The organism is Providencia sp. PROV255, from assembly GCF_028478065.1.
Lineage (GTDB): Bacteria > Pseudomonadota > Gammaproteobacteria > Enterobacterales > Enterobacteriaceae > Providencia > Providencia rettgeri.
The window spans coordinates 36,559-56,725 of record NZ_JAMPMI010000010.1; the positions used below are offsets into that span (position 1 = coordinate 36,559).

At 39.4% G+C, this 20,167-nt stretch carries 16 protein-coding genes; 11 read left to right on the forward strand and 5 right to left on the reverse strand.

What is annotated here, in order from left to right; all coding sequences use genetic code 11:
• Nucleotides 1–122 precede the first annotated feature (122 nt).
• The 5 genes from PR725_RS11755 to PR725_RS11775 are packed head-to-tail and all read left to right on the forward strand — an operon-like array spanning nucleotide 123 to nucleotide 6,758.
• Nucleotides 123–1,517: an efflux transporter outer membrane subunit gene (locus tag PR725_RS11755; RefSeq protein WP_210850748.1), complete on the forward strand. Its 1,395-nt coding sequence runs from the start codon at nucleotides 123–125 to the stop codon at nucleotides 1,515–1,517.
• A gap of 8 nt (nucleotides 1,518–1,525) precedes the next feature.
• Nucleotides 1,526–1,867 (forward strand): copper-binding protein, encoded by a 342-nt coding sequence (locus tag PR725_RS11760; RefSeq protein ID WP_227024219.1) that lies wholly within the window; start codon nucleotides 1,526–1,528, stop codon nucleotides 1,865–1,867.
• A 17-nt stretch (nucleotides 1,868–1,884) separates the two neighbouring features.
• Nucleotides 1,885–3,153, forward strand: coding sequence for an efflux RND transporter periplasmic adaptor subunit (locus PR725_RS11765; RefSeq protein ID WP_272569125.1), 1,269 nt, complete (start codon nucleotides 1,885–1,887; stop codon nucleotides 3,151–3,153).
• Between the two features lie 3 nt (nucleotides 3,154–3,156).
• Entirely contained in the window at nucleotides 3,157–6,294 is a 3,138-nt protein-coding gene (locus PR725_RS11770; RefSeq protein WP_272569127.1) for an efflux RND transporter permease subunit, read from the forward strand.
• A 41-nt stretch (nucleotides 6,295–6,335) separates the two neighbouring features.
• Nucleotides 6,336–6,758: a DUF411 domain-containing protein gene (locus PR725_RS11775; protein ID WP_042851912.1), complete on the forward strand. Its 423-nt coding sequence runs from the start codon at nucleotides 6,336–6,338 to the stop codon at nucleotides 6,756–6,758.
• 51 nt (nucleotides 6,759–6,809) lie between these two features.
• Here the strand turns inward: PR725_RS11775 and PR725_RS11780 are convergent, their stop codons facing one another.
• Complete coding sequence (locus tag PR725_RS11780; protein WP_004914707.1) at nucleotides 6,810–7,799, reverse strand: aldo/keto reductase; 990 nt, start codon at nucleotides 7,797–7,799, stop codon at nucleotides 6,810–6,812.
• Nucleotides 7,800–7,990: 191 nt separating this feature from the next.
• Nucleotides 7,991–8,767, reverse strand: coding sequence for a peroxide stress protein YaaA (gene yaaA / locus PR725_RS11785; protein ID WP_109911856.1), 777 nt, complete (start codon nucleotides 8,765–8,767; stop codon nucleotides 7,991–7,993).
• A 384-nt stretch (nucleotides 8,768–9,151) separates the two neighbouring features.
• Between yaaA and tal the strand changes: the two genes are divergently transcribed.
• The gene (tal, locus tag PR725_RS11790; protein WP_004914703.1) at nucleotides 9,152–10,105 is read left to right on the forward strand and encodes a transaldolase; all 954 of its coding nucleotides are present in this window, start codon (nucleotides 9,152–9,154) and stop codon (nucleotides 10,103–10,105) included.
• A gap of 191 nt (nucleotides 10,106–10,296) precedes the next feature.
• The gene (mog, locus tag PR725_RS11795) at nucleotides 10,297–10,878 is read left to right on the forward strand and encodes a molybdopterin adenylyltransferase (RefSeq protein ID WP_272569132.1); all 582 of its coding nucleotides are present in this window, start codon (nucleotides 10,297–10,299) and stop codon (nucleotides 10,876–10,878) included.
• Nucleotides 10,879–10,957: 79 nt separating this feature from the next.
• Here mog and satP read toward each other — a convergent pair whose 3' ends face one another.
• Nucleotides 10,958–11,524, reverse strand: a complete 567-nt coding sequence (satP, locus tag PR725_RS11800; protein WP_004905651.1) for an acetate uptake transporter — start codon at nucleotides 11,522–11,524, stop codon at nucleotides 10,958–10,960.
• Between the two features lie 335 nt (nucleotides 11,525–11,859).
• Between satP and dnaK the strand changes: the two genes are divergently transcribed.
• The gene (gene dnaK, locus PR725_RS11805; RefSeq protein ID WP_109911857.1) at nucleotides 11,860–13,776 is read left to right on the forward strand and encodes a molecular chaperone DnaK; all 1,917 of its coding nucleotides are present in this window, start codon (nucleotides 11,860–11,862) and stop codon (nucleotides 13,774–13,776) included.
• A 110-nt stretch (nucleotides 13,777–13,886) separates the two neighbouring features.
• A complete protein-coding gene (dnaJ, locus tag PR725_RS11810) occupies nucleotides 13,887–15,023 on the forward strand; it encodes a molecular chaperone DnaJ (protein ID WP_109911858.1) in 1,137 nt (378 codons plus the stop codon).
• Between the two features lie 68 nt (nucleotides 15,024–15,091).
• Here dnaJ and PR725_RS11815 read toward each other — a convergent pair whose 3' ends face one another.
• Both PR725_RS11815 and PR725_RS11820 read right to left on the reverse strand, forming a co-directional pair.
• A complete protein-coding gene (locus PR725_RS11815; RefSeq protein WP_004914697.1) occupies nucleotides 15,092–16,492 on the reverse strand; it encodes an amidohydrolase in 1,401 nt (466 codons plus the stop codon).
• A gap of 120 nt (nucleotides 16,493–16,612) precedes the next feature.
• Nucleotides 16,613–17,461, reverse strand: coding sequence for an EamA family transporter (locus PR725_RS11820; protein WP_110731400.1), 849 nt, complete (start codon nucleotides 17,459–17,461; stop codon nucleotides 16,613–16,615).
• Nucleotides 17,462–17,852: 391 nt separating this feature from the next.
• Here PR725_RS11820 and nhaA point away from each other — a divergent pair, with 391 nt between their 5' ends.
• Nucleotides 17,853–19,022, forward strand: a complete 1,170-nt coding sequence (nhaA, locus tag PR725_RS11825; RefSeq protein WP_004914692.1) for a Na+/H+ antiporter NhaA — start codon at nucleotides 17,853–17,855, stop codon at nucleotides 19,020–19,022.
• A 195-nt stretch (nucleotides 19,023–19,217) separates the two neighbouring features.
• Nucleotides 19,218–20,138: a transcriptional activator NhaR gene (gene nhaR, locus PR725_RS11830; protein ID WP_004914690.1), complete on the forward strand. Its 921-nt coding sequence runs from the start codon at nucleotides 19,218–19,220 to the stop codon at nucleotides 20,136–20,138.
• Nucleotides 20,139–20,167 lie beyond the last annotated feature (29 nt).

A 20,167-nucleotide genomic window follows, 5' to 3' on the forward strand; every position in this document is an offset into this window, starting at 1 on the left:
CATTCTAAGCACTACAGTAACGAAATGTAAAATGACAAATTTGTCATTTTCATGTCATGAATCTAACAGTTGTTCTTTTTTACTATAGCCTCAATTTTAATCACTAGAGGCATGGCTATACCATGTATTCCCCAAAAATATTAATTATAGCTTATGCCTTAATTTTGATGGGTTGTGTTTCGTTAGCCCCTGAATATCAACGTCCTAATCTTAATGTACCTCATCAATTCAGTAGCAATATTCCTGATGCAGTAAAGCAGGCTCAAATAGAATTATCGATTCCTAGTTGGGACAAATTTATTCAAGATCCACAAATGAAAAGAGCGATAGAAATTGCGCTTGAGAAAAACAGTGATTTATATCTTGCTGCGTTAGATGTAGAAGAAGCTCGTGTGCGTTTTGGGTTAGCGGAAGCTGAAAAATATCCTCGAGTTAATTCATCAATGAGTGCTGACTACAGCCAATCATTAGAGTCTGGCACATCGTTCAATAAGAAATATAGTGCGGGTATTGATATCAGCTATGAACTGGATTTTTTTGGACGTATTAAAAATTTATCTGATGCAGATAAAGCAAAATTTATCGCTTCTCAAGAGATGAACCGTGCGACACAAATTATAACAATCAAAACGGTAGCAGAAGCGTATTTAGATGTGGTGTATAACCAAAAACTATTATTAATTGCACAAGAGACGAAACAAAGCTACCTCAATAGTCAATCGATAGTAATACAAAAAGTGGCGGCAGGAAAAGCGGGGCTATCAGACTTAGAACAAGCTAAAGGACAAGTTCAGTCTATTTCTATTAATATCGAAAAAATTAAAAGTGAAATTGCAAAAAATGAAAATTTACTGAATTTTTTGACGAATGATTATGTAACAAAGATAAACTCAGAGTTAGGGCACTACGAACCGAATTATCCCTTGATTACAACACCTTCAAATATTCCCTCTGAAATATTATTAAAACGCCCAGATATTATGGCAGCGGAACAAAATATTGTTTCTGAGAATGCCAATATTGGTGTAGCGAGAGCTGCTTTTTTTCCTTCAATTTCCTTTAATACGGGTATCGCAAATAATAACGAGTCTTTAACTGGGCTATTTGATTCTTCAAATGGTATCTGGAATTTTATTCCTAAAATCACGTTACCTATTTTTACTGGAGGATCAAATAGCCGAAATTTAGAGTTGGCAAATATTAGAAAAAATAAAGCGATTGCTAATTATGAAAAAAGCATTCAGGTGGCGTTTCGTGAAGTGAAAGATGCCCTAGTGATCAAATCGAGTTTAGAAAAACAACTTATATCCCAAGAGCAATATGTCAACACGCTGCAAAACGTCTTAATACAGAAACAAGCTAGTTATCGATATGGTGGCTTGAGCTATCTCGATGTTCTTGAAGCACAGCGTAGCTTATTTACCGAACAGCAAAATTTATTGATGTTGAAAATAGAACAGCAGAAGAATGAAATAAATTTATTCTCTGCACTAGGTGGCGGATTAATAAAATCATGAGGGTAACAATGAAAAAATTAAATACGGTATTTTTTGCAATTTCAATGGCGATGTTAGCAGCAACTGGCTATGCAAGCGGCGCTGAACATAACCACTCTATTTATCCAGAAAAAGTCGCAGAACCGACAATCAATACGGAAGGAAAGCTCATTTCGATTGATAAAGAGAACAAGAAATTAACGATTAACCATAAAGAAATTGAAAGTATTGGCTGGCCACCAATGACTATGCGTTTTACTTATGAAAATGAAAATATGATCAACGGTTTACAAGAAAATGATGAATTAAAATTTTCCTTTGTACAACAAGGTAATCTTTCAATGTTGAAATCCATCGAAAAGATAAACTAAATAGGTAGAGAGATGTTATGTCATTAGTTAACCTGACCAAATTGCTATTGGTAATTATTTTATCGAGCGTTATTTCAATTTTATTTTATCGTTATTTTTTCGTTGTAGAAAATAATAGCCAATCAGTTGAAAAACAAGAACGCACCGTATTGTATTGGTATGACCCAATGTATCCCAATACTAAATTTGATCAACCAGGAAAATCCCCATTTATGGACATGGACCTTGTTCCTAAATATGCGGATGAAAACTTGGCTTCAGCGGATAGCAAAGGAATAACAATTAACCCAACACAGACACAAAATTTAGGGCTTAAAACGGTGGATGTAAAGTGGGGAAAATTAAACTATGACTTAACATTTCCAGCTGAAATTGTGTTTAATGATCACCAATTTGCGATCGTACAAGCACGAGAAAATGGTTTTGTTGAAAAAGTTTATCCATTCACAGTCGGTGAGAGGATCCAAAAAGGCGTTCCTATTGCGGAGCTAACGATCCCAGCATGGGTTGAAGCACAAAGCGAATATCTCGCACTTAAGCAAATGAATGCGAGCCAACAAGATCTTAATAGCGTCATTGAGCGTTTACGTTTAAATGGTATGCCAGAAGGTGCGCTTTCCCAGTTTATTAAAACAGGAAAAGTGCAAACACGTTTTACCGTTCAAGCCCCTATTTCTGGGGTAATTACTGCACTTAATTTGCGCTTAGGGATGAACGTATCCAAAGAAGTCGTTATTGCACAAATTCAAGGAACAGATCCATTGTGGATTAATGCATCTGTTCCTCAGTCAGTTGCTGAATTACTTAATCAACAAACACAATTTACAGTTTCTATTCCTGCCTACCCTTCGCAGTTATTTAATGTAAAAAACTGGTTGATATTACCCAGTGCAGATCAAGCAAGTCGTACAATTAATATTCGTACAGAAATTGCGGATCCTAACCATTTATTAAAACCGGGTATGACTGCATATTTAAATCTAGTTGCAGAAGGTAAGGAAAGTTTGTTGATCCCATCACAAGCCATTGTGGATTCAGGGAAAAAACAGCATGTTATTGCTGTTGGTGAGAATGGTGAATTTATTCCGAAAAGGGTGCGAGTGCTGAGTGAATCCCAAAAAATGACGGCAATATCTGAAGGCTTACAAGTGGGCGAGCATATAGTGACTCAGGGGATTTTCCTAATTGATTCTGAAGCGAATATTGCCGGGGCATTAGCCAAGATGGAAGCGCTTCCCGAACCATCGGCGTCATCTAATCATTCATCACATAAATCTCAGGAGTAGAGTATGTTGGAATGGATTATAAGACGCTCAGTTGCTAACCGGTTTTTAGTGCTAATGGGGGTCGTATTTTTAGTTATTGCGGGTATTTGGAGCATTCGCAGTACTCCTGTTGATGCATTACCTGACTTATCTGATGTACAAGTGATCATCAAAACCACTTACCCAGGGCAAGCGCCACAATTGGTCGAAAACCAAGTCACATACCCGATAACAACCACAATGTTATCTGTGCCGGGAGCAAAAACGGTGCGTGGTTTTTCTGCCTTTGGCGACTCATATGTTTATGTTATTTTTGAAGATAATACAGATTTATACTGGGCTCGTTCACGAGTTTTAGAATATTTAAACCAAGTCCAAAACCAATTACCTAAAGGTGCAGTGGCATCCATTGGACCTGATGCGACAGGTGTTGGTTGGGTTTTTGAATATGCTTTAGTGGATAAAACGGGAAAGCATAATTTAGCGGAACTGCGTTCATTACAAGATTGGTTTTTGAAATATGAATTGAAGGCGTTGCCAAATGTTTCAGAAGTTGCAACCGTTGGCGGTGTGGTTAAATCTTACCAAATCTTAGTTGACCCACTCAAACTTAGCCAATTTTCAGTGACATTACCTGAAATAAAACAGGCAGTTGAAATGGCTAACCAAGAAGCGGGTGGGTCATCGATTGAAATTGCTGAAGCTGAATATATGGTTAGAGCAAGTGGCTACCTTCAATCTATTGATGACTTTAATAAAATCTACCTAAAAACCTCGGAAAATGGCGTCCCCATTTACTTACAAGATGTGGCTCGAATACAAGAAGGGCCCGAAATGCGCCGTGGGGTTGCAGAGCTAAATGGAGAAGGCGAGGTCGTGGGTGGTATTATCTTGCTTCGTTCAGGTGAAAATGCACGTAATGTGATTCATGATGTAAAACAGAAGCTTGAAGATTTAAGTGCTAGCTTGCCGGAAGGCATCGAAATTATCACGACTTATGATAGAAGTATTCTTATTGATAACGCGATTGATAATTTAAGTTATAAGTTACTGGAAGAATTTATTGTTGTCGCATTAGTGTGTGCTGTTTTTTTATGGCATTTCCGTTCTGCTCTCGTGGCTATTATTTCCTTGCCTCTTGGATTATTTATTGCCTTTATCGTCATGCGCTACCAAGGAATAAATGCAAATATTATGTCATTAGGGGGTATTGCAATTGCGATCGGAGCCATGGTGGATGCTGCCATTGTTATGATAGAAAATGCACATAAAAAATTAGAAAAGTGGCAGCATGAAAATGAAGGTAAAGTCATTGATAATGCCCAGCGTTGGAAAGTTATTACGGACTCGGCTGTTGAGGTTGGACCCGCATTATTTATCAGCTTATTAATTATCACATTGTCTTTTATTCCTATCTTTACGTTAGAAGGGCAAGAAGGCCGTTTATTCGGTCCACTCGCATTTACAAAAACCTATGCCATGGCGGGGGCTGCAGCGTTAGCATTAATTGTTATTCCAATTCTAATGGGGTATTGGATCCGCGGTAATATTCCAAATGAAAATAAAAACCCACTGAATCGTTGGTTGATTTCACTCTACAGCCCTATTTTAACTAAGGTATTGGCATGGCCAAAAACAACTTTGTTAATTGGTTTCTTATCTTTATTTACCGTGATATGGCCATTAAAACATTTAGGTGGTGAATTTCTTCCTGCGATTAATGAAGGTGACTTACTTTATATGCCCTCAACGTTACCGGGGGTTTCTCCTGCACAAGCAGCATTTTTACTACAAAATACAGATAAGTTAATCAAAACTATTCCTGAGGTGGATACGGTATTTGGAAAAGTCGGTAAAGCTGAAACAGCTACGGATTCAGCCCTGATGGAAATGATTGAAACAACGATACGTTTGAAGCCGCAAACACAGTGGCGAGAAGGTATGACTCTCGAAAAAATTATTGATGAGCTTGATGAAACGGTGCGTTTACCTGGAGTTGCGAACTTATGGGTTCCTCCTATTCGCAATCGTATTGATATGTTATCTACGGGAGTCAAAAGCCCTATAGGTATCAAAGTATCCGGCAGAGATCTCGAAGAAATTGATGCATTAGCCCAAGAAATTGAAAAAGTCACCAAATCGGTGCCTGGAGTTGTTTCTGTTTTAGCCGAGCGATTGGTTGGTGGGCGCTATATTGATGTCAAAATTGATAGAGAAAAAGCAGCTCGTTTTGGTATGAGCATCAGTGACGTACAAGTTTATATTTCAATGGCGACTGGCGGGGAAATGGTTGGGGAAACGGTTGAAGGGATTGAGCGTTATCCAATTAGCATAAGATATCCTCAAGATTACCGAAATAGTGTATCTGCGATGAAATTGTTGCCAATTTTAACGCCGAGTAAACAGCAAATTGTGCTTAGTGATGTTGCGGATGTATTCGTGAATATGGGCGCTCCAATGTTGAAAACTGAGAATGCAAGACCGACTAGTTGGATTTATATTGATGCGCGCGATCGCGATATGGTCTCTGTTATTAAAGATATTGATGCAGCAATAAAAGATAACATCCAAATGAAGCCGGGTCTTAGCTATTCCTTTACGGGGCAATTCGAATTACTTGAAAGGGCTAATCAAAAGTTAATGTTAATGGTTCCCGCTACCATCATGATTATTTTTGTCTTGCTTTATTTAGCATTCAGACGATTTAGTGAAGCTTTGCTGATTTTATTAAGCTTACCTTTTGCTTTGGTTGGGGCTATTTGGTTCCTTTACTGGATGAACTTTAATTTATCGGTTGCGACAGGAACTGGATTTATTGCATTAGCAGGTGTAGCCGCTGAATTTGGTGTGGTAATGTTGATTTATTTACGCCATGCAATCGAAGATAAAGAAAAACAGCAAGGAATAAGCAGCTTATCAGATCAAGATTTAGACCGTGCATTATATGAAGGCGCTGTTTTACGAGTTCGTCCTAAAGCCATGACGGTTGCTGTAATTTTAGCGGGCTTATTACCCATATTACTTGGAACAGGCGTTGGTTCGGAAGTGATGAGCCGTATTGCGGCGCCGATGATTGGCGGCATGATCACCGCACCGTTATTATCCCTATTTATTATTCCTGCAGCTTATAAATTAATCTGCCAGTTACGTCATAATAAATAATGATGAATATTCACCATGACTATTTTGAAGGTAAATTAAAAATGAAAAAATTAATGTTGAGTGGAATGTTATTACTGTCATTTTCGGCATTTTCTCAAAGCCAGAGCGTGCAATTGTATAAAGATGCAAATTGCGGTTGCTGTGAATTGTGGGGAGAAGGGGTTAAAAAAGCGGGATATAACGTTGAAGTGAACGAAATTAGTTATGATGAATTAAATCAACTCAATGATGAATTGAAGGTCCCTTATAACTTACGCAGCTGCCACATAGCGAAATACAAAGGCAAAGTGATTGTTGGGCATGTTCCTGTGAGTAGCCTTGATGCGATTGATGCTTTACCGGCAGATGTGGTGGGAATTTCTGTTCCGGGCATGCCAATTGGTAGCCTAGGTATGGAGCAGCCAGATGGCCGTACTCAGCCTTATTCTGTGGTGCAGTTTAAAGCAAATGGGGAATATCGTTAATTAAGCTGTATTTCAGTAAGTTGCAGGATTTCCTGCAACTTGTGTATTTCATTAGCTTTCTAATATTAATTCGATAGCTTTGAGCTCTTCTTGCGTAAAATTACGATTTTTTAGGATCCCCATCGCATCATCAATTTGGCTGATACGGCTTGCTCCGATGAGCACTGAAGTGATCCTATCATGTCTCAGTAACCATGCTAAGGCCATTTGGTTTAGCTTCTGTCCTCTTTTTACCGCCAGCTCGTTCAGCTGTTTAACCTTTGATAAAACGTTGGATGTGAGTCTTTCTGGCGGTAAAGAAGGATTACCCGCAGCGCGTGAATCCGCAGGAATACCATTAAGATAGCGATCGGTTAAAATTCCACCTGCTAACGGAGAGTATGCGATAGAGCCGACACCTTCTTCTTCCAGTAAATCAAGTAAATCTTCTTCAGGAGTGCGTTCTAGCATGGAATATCTAGGTTGGTGAATCAGGCAAGGGGTTCCTAATTCATTGAGAATATTAATGGCTTCTTTAGCTAAATTTGTTGGGTAATTAGAAATTCCCACATACAGAGCTTTTCCTTGGCGAACAATGAGATCTAGTGCTCCCATAGTTTCTTCTAATGGAGTATTGGGGTCAGGTCGATGATGATAAAAGATATCTACATAATCTAAACCCATGCGTTTCAAACTTTGATTTAGGCTTGCAACCAAATATTTTTTACTTCCCCAGTCGCCATAAGGGCCATCCCACATAGTGAAACCGGCTTTCGATGAAATGATCATTTCATCACGATAAGGCAGAAAATCCTGTTGCATGATCCTGCCAAATGTACTTTCGGCAGATCCTGGCGGTGGCCCATAATTATTCGCAAGATCGAAATGGGTGATCCCAAGGTCAAAAGCGTGGCGAAGCATGGCTTGGCAATTATCAAAGGGTTTGTTATCGCCAAAGTTGTGCCATAACCCTAATGAAATCAGTGGTAAGCGTAATCCGCTACGGCCACATAAACGATATTCCATTTCAGTATAGCGTTTTGATGATGCGACATAAGGCATACTTCACCTCCAAAATAGTGGGTAAAACTCAATTTATACTGTCATAAAGCTAAAAAGTAGGCTGAGGAATCAATGCTAATTCGTGCTTAGCAAGAAGGTTTATGAGTAAATTGTGATTGAGCCCGAAAAAAGAATGAAGTATTTTGAAATACGTGGGTATCTGCTGTGCGCCAGTCCCCACGTTTTGTGCATTAAGCTTGCTCTGGGCGAGTAAATATCAACTCGTTACCTTTAGATTGGCTTTCATCGAACTGATAGCCTTCTAAATTAAAATCAGCCAGTTGGTCTGTTTTCGTTAATTTATTTTGGATAATAAAACGGCTCATTAAACCTCGAGCTTTTTTTGCATAAAAACTGATAACTTTATATTTACCATTTTTTTCATCCAAGAAAATAGGCTTGATAATTTGGCCATCCAGTTTTTTTGTATTCACTGATTTGAAATATTCATCTGAGGCAAGATTGACTAATATTGGGTCTTTTTGCTCGGCTAATGCATGATTTAATTGCTTGGTGATAATGTCTCCCCAAAACTCATATAAATCTTTTCCACGGGTATTTTTTAAACGAATTCCCATTTCTAAGCGATAAGGCTGCATTAAATCTAGCGGTCTTAAAACACCATAAAGGCCTGATAATATACGTAAATGGGATTGAGCAAACTCAAAATCGTTTTGAGAAAACGTTTCTGCTTGCATACCCGTATATACATCACCTTTGAAGGCGAGGATCGCTTGGCGTGCATTTTCTGGGGTAAAGTCCGCATGCCATTCTGCAAAACGAGCGGCATTGAGCCCTGCAAGTTTGTCACTAATTTTCATTAAACTGGCGATATCCGCGGGGGTTAACTTACGACAGACATTAATTAATTTTTGAGACTCAGAGAGTAACTCAGGCTGAGTAAATTGCTGTGTTGCAAGTGGGCTTTCGTAGTCTAATGTTTTTGCAGGTGAAATTGTAATAAGCATGACTTGACCCTTAATAAAGAATGATACTACTTACTTTAGCAAAAATTCTGCCTAATTGGCTAATTGATACGATAAGCCAAACCAATATTATTCTTTATTACAATAACAGCACGATATAACTTGCTAAAAGGATTCAGTTTCTAATTGGCTAGCGAAATCGATTGCCAATCAAATAGTTGCTTTTGACTAGATTTACTTGCTTGCAGCAATATGGATGCATGATATTATCTGTAGACGGTGCGGCGATAGCCACAATTCCTTTATAATACGCAAAGTAATTCAAGTTGCAGTTTGTTAGCCTACACCACAAGAGTCGCAAGAATTGTAGGTAGCCAACACCGCTACAACTTGGAATATGACGGGTATAACAACGAGATTAAAGAAATGACCGATAAACTAACCTCATTACGTAGTCTGACAACTGTTGTTGCTGATACTGGCGACATCGAAGCAATGAAGCTTTACAAGCCACAAGACGCGACCACAAATCCATCGCTGATCTTAAATGCTGCACAAATTCCTGAGTACCGTAAATTAATTGATGAAGCGGTAGAATGGGCACGTAAGCAAAGCAATAATCGCGAGCAACAAATTGTTGATGCTTGTGACAAGCTGGCTGTTAATATCGGTCTGGAAATTCTGAAATTAGTTCCGGGTCGTATTTCTACTGAAGTTGATGCGCGCCTTTCTTATGATGAAGAAGCTTGTATTGCTAAAGCGCGTCACTTAATCAAAATGTACAACGATGCAGGCATCAGTAATGACCGTATTCTGATTAAACTGGCTTCGACTTGGCAGGGTATCCGTGCTGCAGAGAAACTGGAAAAAGAAGGCATTAACTGTAACCTGACTTTATTATTCTCTTTTGCTCAAGCACGTGCTTGTGCGGAAGCGGGTGTATACCTGATCTCTCCATTTGTGGGTCGTATTCTTGACTGGTACAAAGCGAATACAGATAAGAAAGAATTCGCGCCACATGAAGATCCAGGTGTGGTTTCTGTTACTGAAATCTACAACTACTACAAAGCTCACGGTTATAAAACTGTGGTAATGGGCGCAAGCTTCCGTAATGTGGGTGAAATCATTGAATTAGCCGGTTGTGACCGCTTAACTATCTCTCCAGGATTATTGAAAGAGCTGTCAGAATCACAAGGTGAATTAGTACGTAAACTGACAGATTCAGGTAAAACTCAAGAGCCAGGCGCTAAGTTGACGGAAGCAGAGTTCTACTGGCAGCACAATCAAGATCCAATGGCGGTTGATAAACTGTCTGATGGTATTCGTAAGTTTGCAGTAGACCAAGAGAAACTGGAAAAAATGATTGCAGATTTACTGTAATTTATTTCGTTTTTTCTTTAAAACCCAGCCGGTTGGTTGGGTTTTTTTATATCCATTTTTCATTGAGTTAGTTCTCAATTTGAAGATAAAAACACCTCGACACTGTATGCAGTCGTTCATCATGATATGATATCGCTCCTGTTTATTCTTAAGTGAACAGTTTTTGATTGAATAATTTCTTTGAGGTTTGTATGGATGAATTGCGCATAGGTCTGGTTTCTGTTTCTGATCGTGCTTCGAGCGGTATTTATGAAGACAAAGGTATTCCTGCACTAGAAGAGTGGTTAGCAAAAACGCTGACAACACCTTTTCGCATCGAAACTCGCCTGATCCCTGATGAGCAAATCATGATAGAGCAAACATTATGTGAGCTGGTGGATGAATTTGCTTGCCATTTAGTCCTAACTACCGGGGGCACAGGCCCCGCTCGTCGCGATGTTACACCTGACGCAACCCTCGCGATTGCAGACCGTGAGATGCCGGGGTTTGGCGAACAAATGCGCCAAATTAGCCTAAAGTTCGTGCCTACTGCGATATTATCACGCCAAGTTGGAGTAATACGCAATCAGGCTCTGATTTTAAATTTACCAGGGCAGCCTAAAGCAATTGCGGAAACTCTGGAAGGCTTAAAGGACAAAGAAGGGAATGTAGTCGTTTCTGGTATTTTCGCCAGTGTTCCTTATTGTATTCAATTGCTTGATGGCCCATATGTGGAAATAGACCCTACGGTTGTGAAGGCATTTAGACCTAAATCAGCAATTCGTTCTGAGTAGTATTTCAATATAATCAGGTGAGCATTGACTCACCTGATTAATAATATTTAATGCATAAAATCACATGCGTTAGTCAAACTTAACCACGTTGACCAATCGGTAATACAGTTTTGCCATATTGCTCATTTAAGATTTCCGCAACCGCTAAATAAAATGCGCTAGCACCACAGATAATTCCTTCAAAACCTGCAAATTTTAGTAATGCCGCATTTCCCGTAATATTACCAATCGCTAATAAAGCGAATAATACAGTTAAGCTACCAAAGACAAATTGCAAAACAAAATTAGCTTTGAATGTTCCCAAGAACATAAAAAAGGTAAAAATTCCCCAAATAGCGAGGAAAACACCTAAAAACTCAGGTGAAGTTGCTTCAGCTAATCCCATTGAAGGTAAAAATAATAGACCAACTAATGCAATCCAAAACATCCCGTAAGAAGTAAATGCGGTTGCACCGAATGTATTGCCTTTTTTGTATTCAATCAGGCCCGCAATAAATTGAGCAATACCACCATAAAAAATGCCCATACTTAAAATAACGGATGAAAGAGGGAAAAAACCTGCGTTATGAATGTTTAGCAGGATGGTTGTCATACCAAAGCCTAGTAAACCAAGTGGGCCTGGATTTGCAAGAGAGCTAGACTGCATATAACCTCTGGTAAAATATATAAAATTCAAATAGATAAAAAACAGAAAGTTTTGCCAAAGTGACAGCGGCGGCGCATCATACGCAGTTTTGATTGTTTAAACCATGATCACAAGACAGGTTTTTTTGCAATAAATGCAAATTTTTTTGATTCTCCCCCTTGATGAATGAATTTGTGACCCCATCTTAAAAGCATCAACTGATATCAATCCAAATTATTGCGTATTGAAAAATAATTTAGGCTCAGAGTGAAAACTCCCTTGAAAATGAAATATTGAGCCTCATATAGATTGATATCGAAATCATAGTGAAAAGAATTCCTTTGGAGGCGTTTTAGATGGGTAAAATCATTGGTATCGACTTGGGTACAACTAACTCATGCGTTGCAATTATGGATGGTACTACAGCTCGTGTTCTGGAGAACAGCGAAGGTGATAGAACGACTCCTTCCATCATTGCGTACACTCAAGATGGTGAAATTTTAGTAGGTCAGCCAGCAAAACGTCAGGCTGTGACTAACCCAGAAAATACTTTATTTGCAATCAAACGTTTGATTGGTCGTCGTTTCCAAGACGAAGAAGTTCAGCGCGACGTTTCTATCATGCCATATAAAATCATTTCGGCTGATAACGGCGATGCTTGGTTAGATGTGAAAGGCCAAAAAATGGCTCCGCCACAAGTTTCAGCTGAAGTTCTGAAAAAAATGAAGAAAACAGCTGAAGACTATTTAGGTGAGCCTGTAACAGAAGCAGTTATTACTGTACCTGCTTACTTTAACGATGCTCAGCGTCAAGCGACTAAAGATGCTGGTCGTATCGCTGGTTTAGAAGTAAAACGTATCATTAACGAACCAACAGCTGCGGCATTAGCATATGGTTTAGATAGAGAAGTGGGTAACCGTACTATTGCGGTTTATGACTTAGGTGGTGGTACATTTGACTTATCAATCATCGAAATTGATGAAGTTGATGGCGAAAAAACCTATGAAGTTTTGGCAACCAATGGTGATACTCACTTAGGTGGTGAAGACTTCGATACTCGTTTAATCAACTACTTAGTTGAAGAGTTTAAGAAAGAACAAGGTGTTGACCTACGTAACGACCCGTTAGCGATGCAACGTCTGAAAGAAGCTGCAGAAAAAGCAAAAATTGAGCTGTCTTCTGCACAACAAACAGACGTTAACCTGCCGTACATTACAGCGGATGCAACAGGTCCTAAACATATGAATATTAAAGTGACTCGTGCGAAATTAGAGTCACTGGTAGAAGATTTAGTTAAGCGTTCTATGGAGCCAGTTAAAGTTGCTCTGCAAGACGCGGGCTTAAGCGTGAGCGAAATCAACGACGTTATTTTAGTTGGTGGCCAAACACGTATGCCAATGGTTCAAAAAGTTGTTGCTGATTTCTTTGGTAAAGAACCACGTAAAGACGTGAACCCTGACGAAGCAGTTGCAATGGGTGCGGCAGTACAAGGTGGTGTTTTAGCGGGTGATGTTAAAGACGTTCTGTTACTTGACGTAACTCCTCTGTCTTTAGGTATCGAAACCATGGGTGGTGTGATGACTTCGTTAATCTCGAAGAACACCACTATCCCAACGAAACATAGCCAAGTATTCTCAACAGCGGAAGATAACCAAGCAGCGGTAACTATCCATGTTCTGCAAGGTGAGCGTAAACGTGCAAGTGACAACAAATCACTGGGTCAGTTTAACTTAGATGGTATTCAACCTGCCCCACGCGGTATGCCACAAATTGAAGTGACTTTTGATATCGATGCTGATGGTATCTTGCATGTTTCTGCGAAAGATAAAAATAGCGGACGTGAGCAAAACATCACCATTAAGGCTTCTTCAGGTCTGAATGACGAGGAAATCGAAAAAATGGTACGTGACGCAGAAGCAAACGCTGAAGCTGACCGTAAATTTGAAGAGTTAGTTCAGGTTCGTAACCAAGCTGACCAATTAGTTCACGGTACTCGTAAACAAATTGAAGAAGCCGGTGATAAATTACCAGCTGAAGATAAAGCGAATATTGAAAAAGCAACTTCTGAATTAGAAGCGGCAGCAAAAGGTGAAGATAAAGCGGATATTGAAGCGAAAATCCAAGCTTTAGTCACTGCATCTGCAAAACTTCTGGAAATCGCACAGCAACAAGCTCAAGCGCAAGCGGGTGGTGCTGCTGGCGCAGAAGCGAAGAAAGATGATGACGTTGTTGATGCTGAATTCGAAGAAGTTAACGACAAAGATAAAAAATAATGCCCTTAGCGGGCGCAGTAGCTGTAGCAAATGCTAGTTAATGGTTACTGATACCGGATACGGGCGTCGAGGGAACTCTACGCCCGTTCCGCATGTTAAGGGTAAATAGAATGGCGAAAAGAGATTTTTATGAGGTGCTAGGCCTCGAAAGAAATGCTTCAGATAAAGATATTAAGCGAGCTTATAAGCGCTTAGCGATGAAGCATCACCCCGACCGTAATCAGGGGGATAAAGAATCAGAAGGTAAATTTAAAGAAATTAAAGAAGCTTACGAAGTTCTTTCTGACGAGCAAAAACGCGCCGCTTATGACCAATATGGTCATGCAGCGTTTGAGCAAGGCGGAATGGGCGGAGGCGGCGGCTTTGGTGGTGGCGCTGACTTTAGTGATATCTTTGGTGACGTCTTCGGTGATATTTTTGGAGGTGGCCGCAGACAGCAGCGCCCAAGCCGTGGTTCTGACCTACAGTACAACATGGAACTGACTCTTGAAGAGGCTGTCCGTGGAGTGACCAAAGAAATCCGTATTCCGACCTTAGAAACCTGTGACGTTTGTCATGGTAATGGTGCGAAACCGGGAACCAGTGCGGATACGTGCTCAACCTGTCACGGTATGGGCCAAGTCCATATGCGCCAAGGCTTTTTCTCTGTACAGCAGCCTTGTCCAACTTGCCATGGTCGCGGTAAAGTTATCAAAGATCCATGCAACAAATGTCATGGTCATGGCCGTGTTGAAAGATATAAAACACTGTCAGTTAAAATTCCAGCTGGCGTAGATACGGGTGACCGTGTTCGTTTGTCAGGGGAAGGTGAAGCCGGAGAAAACGGAGCACCAGCAGGAGACTTATTTGTTCAGGTTCATGTATTGCCTCATAATATTTTTGAGCGTGATGGTAATAACCTGCACTGTGAGGTGCCGATTAACTTTGCTGATGCAGCACTGGGTGGCGAAATTGAAGTGCCAACCCTTGATGGGCGTGTAAAACTGAAAATCCCAGCAGAAACTCAAACCGGTAAAATTTTCCGTATGAAAGGAAAAGGTGTGAAATCGGTACGTGGTGGCCTGCAAGGTGATTTAATGTGCCACATCGTTGTTGAAACCCCTGTTAAACTCAATGAGAAACAAAAAGAGTTACTCAAAGAATTTGGTGAATCATTAGGTGGAAAGAGCGGTGAGAAGAACAGCCCGCGCTCTAAAAGCTTTTTAGATGGTGTGAAGAAATTCTTTGATGATTTAACTAATAAATAATTAGTTAATAGTTGGTAAAGTTAGAATGGCTGACTGAGCATATTGCCAAGTCAGCCATTTTTTTTATCTTATTTTACAACTTCACCGCTAGCAACCACAGTTTCTCGGACTTTATTGGCAAAATCTTGAGCTTCTTTGATGATTGAATTTTCATCCGCAGTCAGTATTTTACGGTCTTTCATCAATACGTTGCCATCAACTATGGTATGACGAACATTGGCTCCATTAGCCCCATATACCAGCGCAGCATATGGGCTATACATAGGAACCATATTAGGTGATTTAGTATCAATAACAATAATATCAGCTAATTTCCCTGGTTCGAGAGAGCCCAGTTTATCTTCCATGTGTAATACACGAGCAGAGCCCATTGTTGCCATATCAACAACAGTGATTGGTGGCATCGCTGCTCTATCTTTATTTGCTAGTTTGTGAATCTTACCCACTAAATTCAATTCATTTAACGTCGTCAACGTATTACTCGACATTGGTCCATCAGTTCCCAAGCCAACACGGATCCCTTTTTCAAGCATGGTTGTCACAGGGGCAACACCCTTAGCGGACTTAGTATTCGCACTGATATTATGTGCAACACCGACATCATATTGTTTGAGCAAATCTATATCTTTTTCATCAACCATAATGGCATGGGCAGCTATTACTTTATTGTTCAGTGCACCTATGTCTGCCATATATTGTACCGGGCTTTTGCCACCAGTGCGTTTGGCGATTTCTTCTTGCTCACGATCTGTTTCCGCTAGATGGATCATCACGGGAACATCAAGTTCTTGAGATAATTTTGCTATTTTTTGTAAATGCTCTGTTGTGTTGGTATAAGGGGCATGGGGAGCAAAAGCAGGAGTGATACGTGGGTGATCTTTGTATTGATTAATAAAGTTTACGGCATAATTGATGCCTTCATCTGCATTTTTTGCATCAGCGACAGGAAATTGAATAACAGATTCACCAAGGACAGCTCTTAAGCCAATTTTATCAACGGTTTTAGCCACTTCATCTTCAAAATAATACATATCAACGTATGTTGTGACACCCCCTTTAATCATTTCAACATTAGCAAGGTTTGCCCCAACTCGTACCATTTCACGGGAGACCATTTTATTTTCTAATGGGAAAATATAACGGTGTAAACGGTCTGGTACATCATCGGCTAAAGAACGAAATACGGTCATAGATGCATGTGTATGCGTGTTAATTAGACCTGGCATGACAATATCACCATCAACATTCAGTACATTAGGTGCTTGATAATGTTGAGTAAGCTCAGGGCCACCAACGGCAATAATTTTATTGCCTTTGATGACAACCGTACCATGGTCAATAACCTGTTTTTGAGCATCCATAGTTAAGATGGTGCCATCTACAATTATGATGTCAGCGGGTGTAGCAGCAAAGCTAGAAAAAGAAGCACTAATAATGGAAATAGCCAGTAAAGATTTTAAAAGCGACATTTTGGCCTCATATCTGGTGAGAAAATATAAAAACTATAGGTAAATAAAAAAAATAATACTATTTTTAATAAAACAAAATTGATTGCTTGGTAACCGAACATTTAAATAATAATAATTTTATTAATGACTTAATTTTGCTAATAAAACACCAAAAACAATAACAACACAGGCAACGACTCGCATGACGTTGAATTTCTCTTTAAGAAAAGCAATAGATAGGAACATAGCGAATAGTACACTAGTTTCTCTAATTGCAGCGACCATGACAATGGGTGCTTGGCTCATCGCCCATATGGCAATACCATAGCTAATCAGTTGCATTAACCCACCTAGTAACCCAGAGCGCCAGTATTGTTGAATTCCAACAATTAGGGTACCACGATATTTGATAAAGCCAGATACAGCTAACACAATCCCATTCAATAGAAATAACCAAAGTGTATACACTACAGGGTCTTCACTTGCTCTAGCACCATAGCCATCAGATAAGGTATAACAGGCAGTAAAAAAGGCAGTTGATATGGCAAAAGCCAGTGCTTTTCCTTTGATATTTAAGGTGAATTTTTTTCCTGCAAAGGCAATGAGCACTACGCCACTAATGATAAATAAAACACCAATAAGGCCCATTAATGGAATTAGCTCACTAAATAGCAAAGCGCCGAGTAGTGCAGTCATTAATGGCGCAGACCCACGTGATATGGGGTATATCTGGCTTAAATCACCATGTGTATAAGCCTGGCTTAAAAAATAGGTATAGCCAATATGAAATAATACCGATAAAGCTAACCAATGGATAGCTTCTGGTGATGGTAGGCCTAACCAGGATATTGCTGGTAGCGTTAAGATGCCAGAAAAAACAGAAATCATGACTAGACCGAAAAAGCGGTCATTGCCAAATTTAACAATGGCGTTCCAGCTTGCATGGCAAAAAGCAGCAAAAAGCACGGCAAATAGTACGTGAGTTGTCATTAGTAAATTGTAATCTTGAGTTTTTTATTGGCAATCTAATCGCATTTTATTTGCGAAGCGCTTTGCAAATATCTTGCAAGCAGTTTCCCACATTTAAAATCTTCACGAAAGGTATCGAGAAAAGAAGATATATAATTATTCTGTGGTGGTTGAAAAATGTAGGTTGGATACTGTAATAAGAAATTGAAATTATAAAGTCCATTTTTAACAAAATTTGTTATTTGTTTTTATAAAAGTTGTCTATAGTAAAATTAACGTTTCTTTATCATTCTCTGTGATGCTTAACTTAAATTACTCGATAATTCCGATTTATTTCTGATGAATAAACGACTTTTTGCGAATTGATGATTAGCATAGTATTAACATTCAAAAATATATTGGGGTTAACTATATGACAGCAATTATTCGTAAATTTCTAAGGTTAGAAGCAGCAGGGGGCTTACTCCTGATTATTGCTGCCATAGTCGCTTTAATGATGGCTAATTCGCCATTACAAGGGGCTTATCAGCAATTTTTAGATATTCCTGTATCAATTAAAATATCAGAGTTTGGTTTAGATAAACCTCTGATATTATGGATTAATGACTTCTTAATGGCGATTTTCTTTTTGGTGGTCGGCCTTGAAGTAAAACGTGAATTATTAGAGGGATCTCTTGCCGGGCGTGATAAAGCGATATTTCCAGCAATTGCAGCATTAGGGGGAATGATTGCCCCTGCACTAATTTACCTGTTATTTAATGGGGGAGATGCAGTTACTCAGCAAGGTTGGGCGATACCTGCAGCGACAGATATTGCGTTTGCTTTGGGGGTGATGGCTTTATTAGGTAAGCGGGTTCCAACAGAACTTAAGGTATTCTTATTAGCATTGGCTATTATTGATGACCTTGGTGTTATCGTAATTATTGCTTTTTTCTACACAAGTTCTGTTTCTTTGGTTGCATTGGGGCTTTCAGCATTGTGCATCGCCATTCTCTGTATGATGAATTGGCGTAGAGTAGAGAATACAGCGGCTTACTTAGTTATTGGGTTAATATTATGGGTGTGTATTTTGAAATCTGGGGTTCATGCCACACTAGCAGGGGTCATTGTTGGCTTCTTGATTCCTTTACATGGTACTAACCAGACCAAGCCTTCAGAAGAATTGGAACACGTCTTACACCCATGGGTTGTTTACTTAATTCTACCTATTTTTGCGTTTGCTAATTCGGGTGTACAGCTTCAAGGTGTAACATTAGAAGGTTTATTAAGCCCACTGCCATTAGGTGTCGCTGCAGGGCTAATTTTTGGTAAGCCTATCGGAATTTTTCTATTTAGTTGGGTTTCGGTAAAACTTGGGTTTGCAAAGTTGCCTGAGTCGATTAACTTAAAACAGGTTTTTGCCGTTTCTGTATTGTGTGGGATCGGTTTTACTATGTCTATTTTTATAACCGGCCTCGCATTTGATGGGCTTGATGAGGTGTATAGTACCTATTCACGTCTAGGTATTTTGCTTGGTTCTACGTTAGCTGCATTTTTAGGTTACTTTATGTTAAGAGTCGTGTTACCGAAACAAAAAGACTAACTTAGTACCAGCTCAATATTTAATTTTGCAAATTATTAGTAAGAATTTCCGAACTAATAATCTATGATATACCGTAGTGTGTTTATAAATACACTACGGTATTCATTTTAAAGGCTCTGAGAAATATGAGCTGCGGGTAAATGTGTATGGTCAATAGTGGTTTTTCTAGCTAGTGACGGTACAAAAGGAATCGATATGCGGGTTTCACATCTTAATTTTAACCATCTTTACTACTTCTGGCATGTATGTAAAGAAGGCTCTGTCGTCGGAGCAGCAGAAGCGCTTTACCTGACTCCTCAGACAATTACAGGGCAAATAAAAGCATTGGAAGAACGATTAGGTGGAAAATTATTCAAAAGGCAGGGGCGAGGTTTGGTGCCATCTGAGCTTGGGCAATTAATTTTTCGCTATGCAGATAAAATGTTCATGCTTAGCCAAGAAATGCTAGATATCGTTAATTACAGCCGCGAATCTAATTTACTGTTTGACGTCGGGGTTGCGGATACCCTATCAAAACAGTTAGTTAGTAAAATATTAGAAACTACAGTTGTAGAGCATGAACAAATTCATTTGCGTTGTTTTGAATCAACACATGAATTGCTATTAGAACAGCTCAGCCAACATAAATTGGACATGATTTTGTCTGACTGCCCAGTTGACTCATCGCAGCAAGAAGGCTTATTTTCGGTGAAATTGGGCGAGTGTAATATGAGTTTCTTTTGTCGTCAGCCAATCCCTAAAAAGCCATTCCCTGAATGTTTAGAGGAACGTCGTTTATTAATTCCTGGGCGGCGATATTTGTTAGGTAGGCATATCTTAGCTTGGATACGAAATAAAAATCTGCAAGTTGAAGTGTTAGGTGAGTTTGATGATGCGGCGCTTATGAAAGCATTTGGTATGCATTATAACGCGATTTTTGTAGCTCCATCGCAGTATACACCTGATCTTCTAGGTGGCGAAGACATTGTAGAGTTAGGCCGTTTAGAGAGCGTAAAAGAAGAATATTACGTTATTTTTGCAGAGAGAATGATACAGCACCCAGCAGTACAGCGAGTGTGTAATAAAGATTTTTCAGATTTATTTTCAGTTCCGCTTGATAGCTTAGATAAAAAATAACGACAAATAAAAAACCGGCATAAGCCGGT

Bases quoted from the DNA above. Each gene is read 5' to 3' on its own strand.
- PR725_RS11755 (WP_210850748.1), top strand. From the start codon at position 123: ATGTATTCCCCAAAAATATTAATTATAGCTTATGCCTTAATTTTGATG.
- PR725_RS11760 (WP_227024219.1), top strand. From the start codon at position 1,526: ATGAAAAAATTAAATACGGTATTTTTTGCAATTTCAATGGCGATGTTA.
- PR725_RS11765 (WP_272569125.1), top strand. From the start codon at position 1,885: ATGTCATTAGTTAACCTGACCAAATTGCTATTGGTAATTATTTTATCG.
- PR725_RS11770 (WP_272569127.1), top strand. From the start codon at position 3,157: ATGTTGGAATGGATTATAAGACGCTCAGTTGCTAACCGGTTTTTAGTG.
- PR725_RS11775 (WP_042851912.1), top strand. From the start codon at position 6,336: ATGAAAAAATTAATGTTGAGTGGAATGTTATTACTGTCATTTTCGGCA.
- PR725_RS11780 (WP_004914707.1), bottom strand. From the start codon at position 7,799: ATGCCTTATGTCGCATCATCAAAACGCTATACTGAAATGGAATATCGT.
- yaaA (WP_109911856.1), bottom strand. From the start codon at position 8,767: ATGCTTATTACAATTTCACCTGCAAAAACATTAGACTACGAAAGCCCA.
- tal (WP_004914703.1), top strand. From the start codon at position 9,152: ATGACCGATAAACTAACCTCATTACGTAGTCTGACAACTGTTGTTGCT.
- mog (WP_272569132.1), top strand. From the start codon at position 10,297: ATGGATGAATTGCGCATAGGTCTGGTTTCTGTTTCTGATCGTGCTTCG.
- satP (WP_004905651.1), bottom strand. From the start codon at position 11,524: ATGCAGTCTAGCTCTCTTGCAAATCCAGGCCCACTTGGTTTACTAGGC.
- dnaK (WP_109911857.1), top strand. From the start codon at position 11,860: ATGGGTAAAATCATTGGTATCGACTTGGGTACAACTAACTCATGCGTT.
- dnaJ (WP_109911858.1), top strand. From the start codon at position 13,887: ATGGCGAAAAGAGATTTTTATGAGGTGCTAGGCCTCGAAAGAAATGCT.
- PR725_RS11815 (WP_004914697.1), bottom strand. From the start codon at position 16,492: ATGTCGCTTTTAAAATCTTTACTGGCTATTTCCATTATTAGTGCTTCT.
- PR725_RS11820 (WP_110731400.1), bottom strand. From the start codon at position 17,461: ATGACAACTCACGTACTATTTGCCGTGCTTTTTGCTGCTTTTTGCCAT.
- nhaA (WP_004914692.1), top strand. From the start codon at position 17,853: ATGACAGCAATTATTCGTAAATTTCTAAGGTTAGAAGCAGCAGGGGGC.
- nhaR (WP_004914690.1), top strand. From the start codon at position 19,218: ATGCGGGTTTCACATCTTAATTTTAACCATCTTTACTACTTCTGGCAT.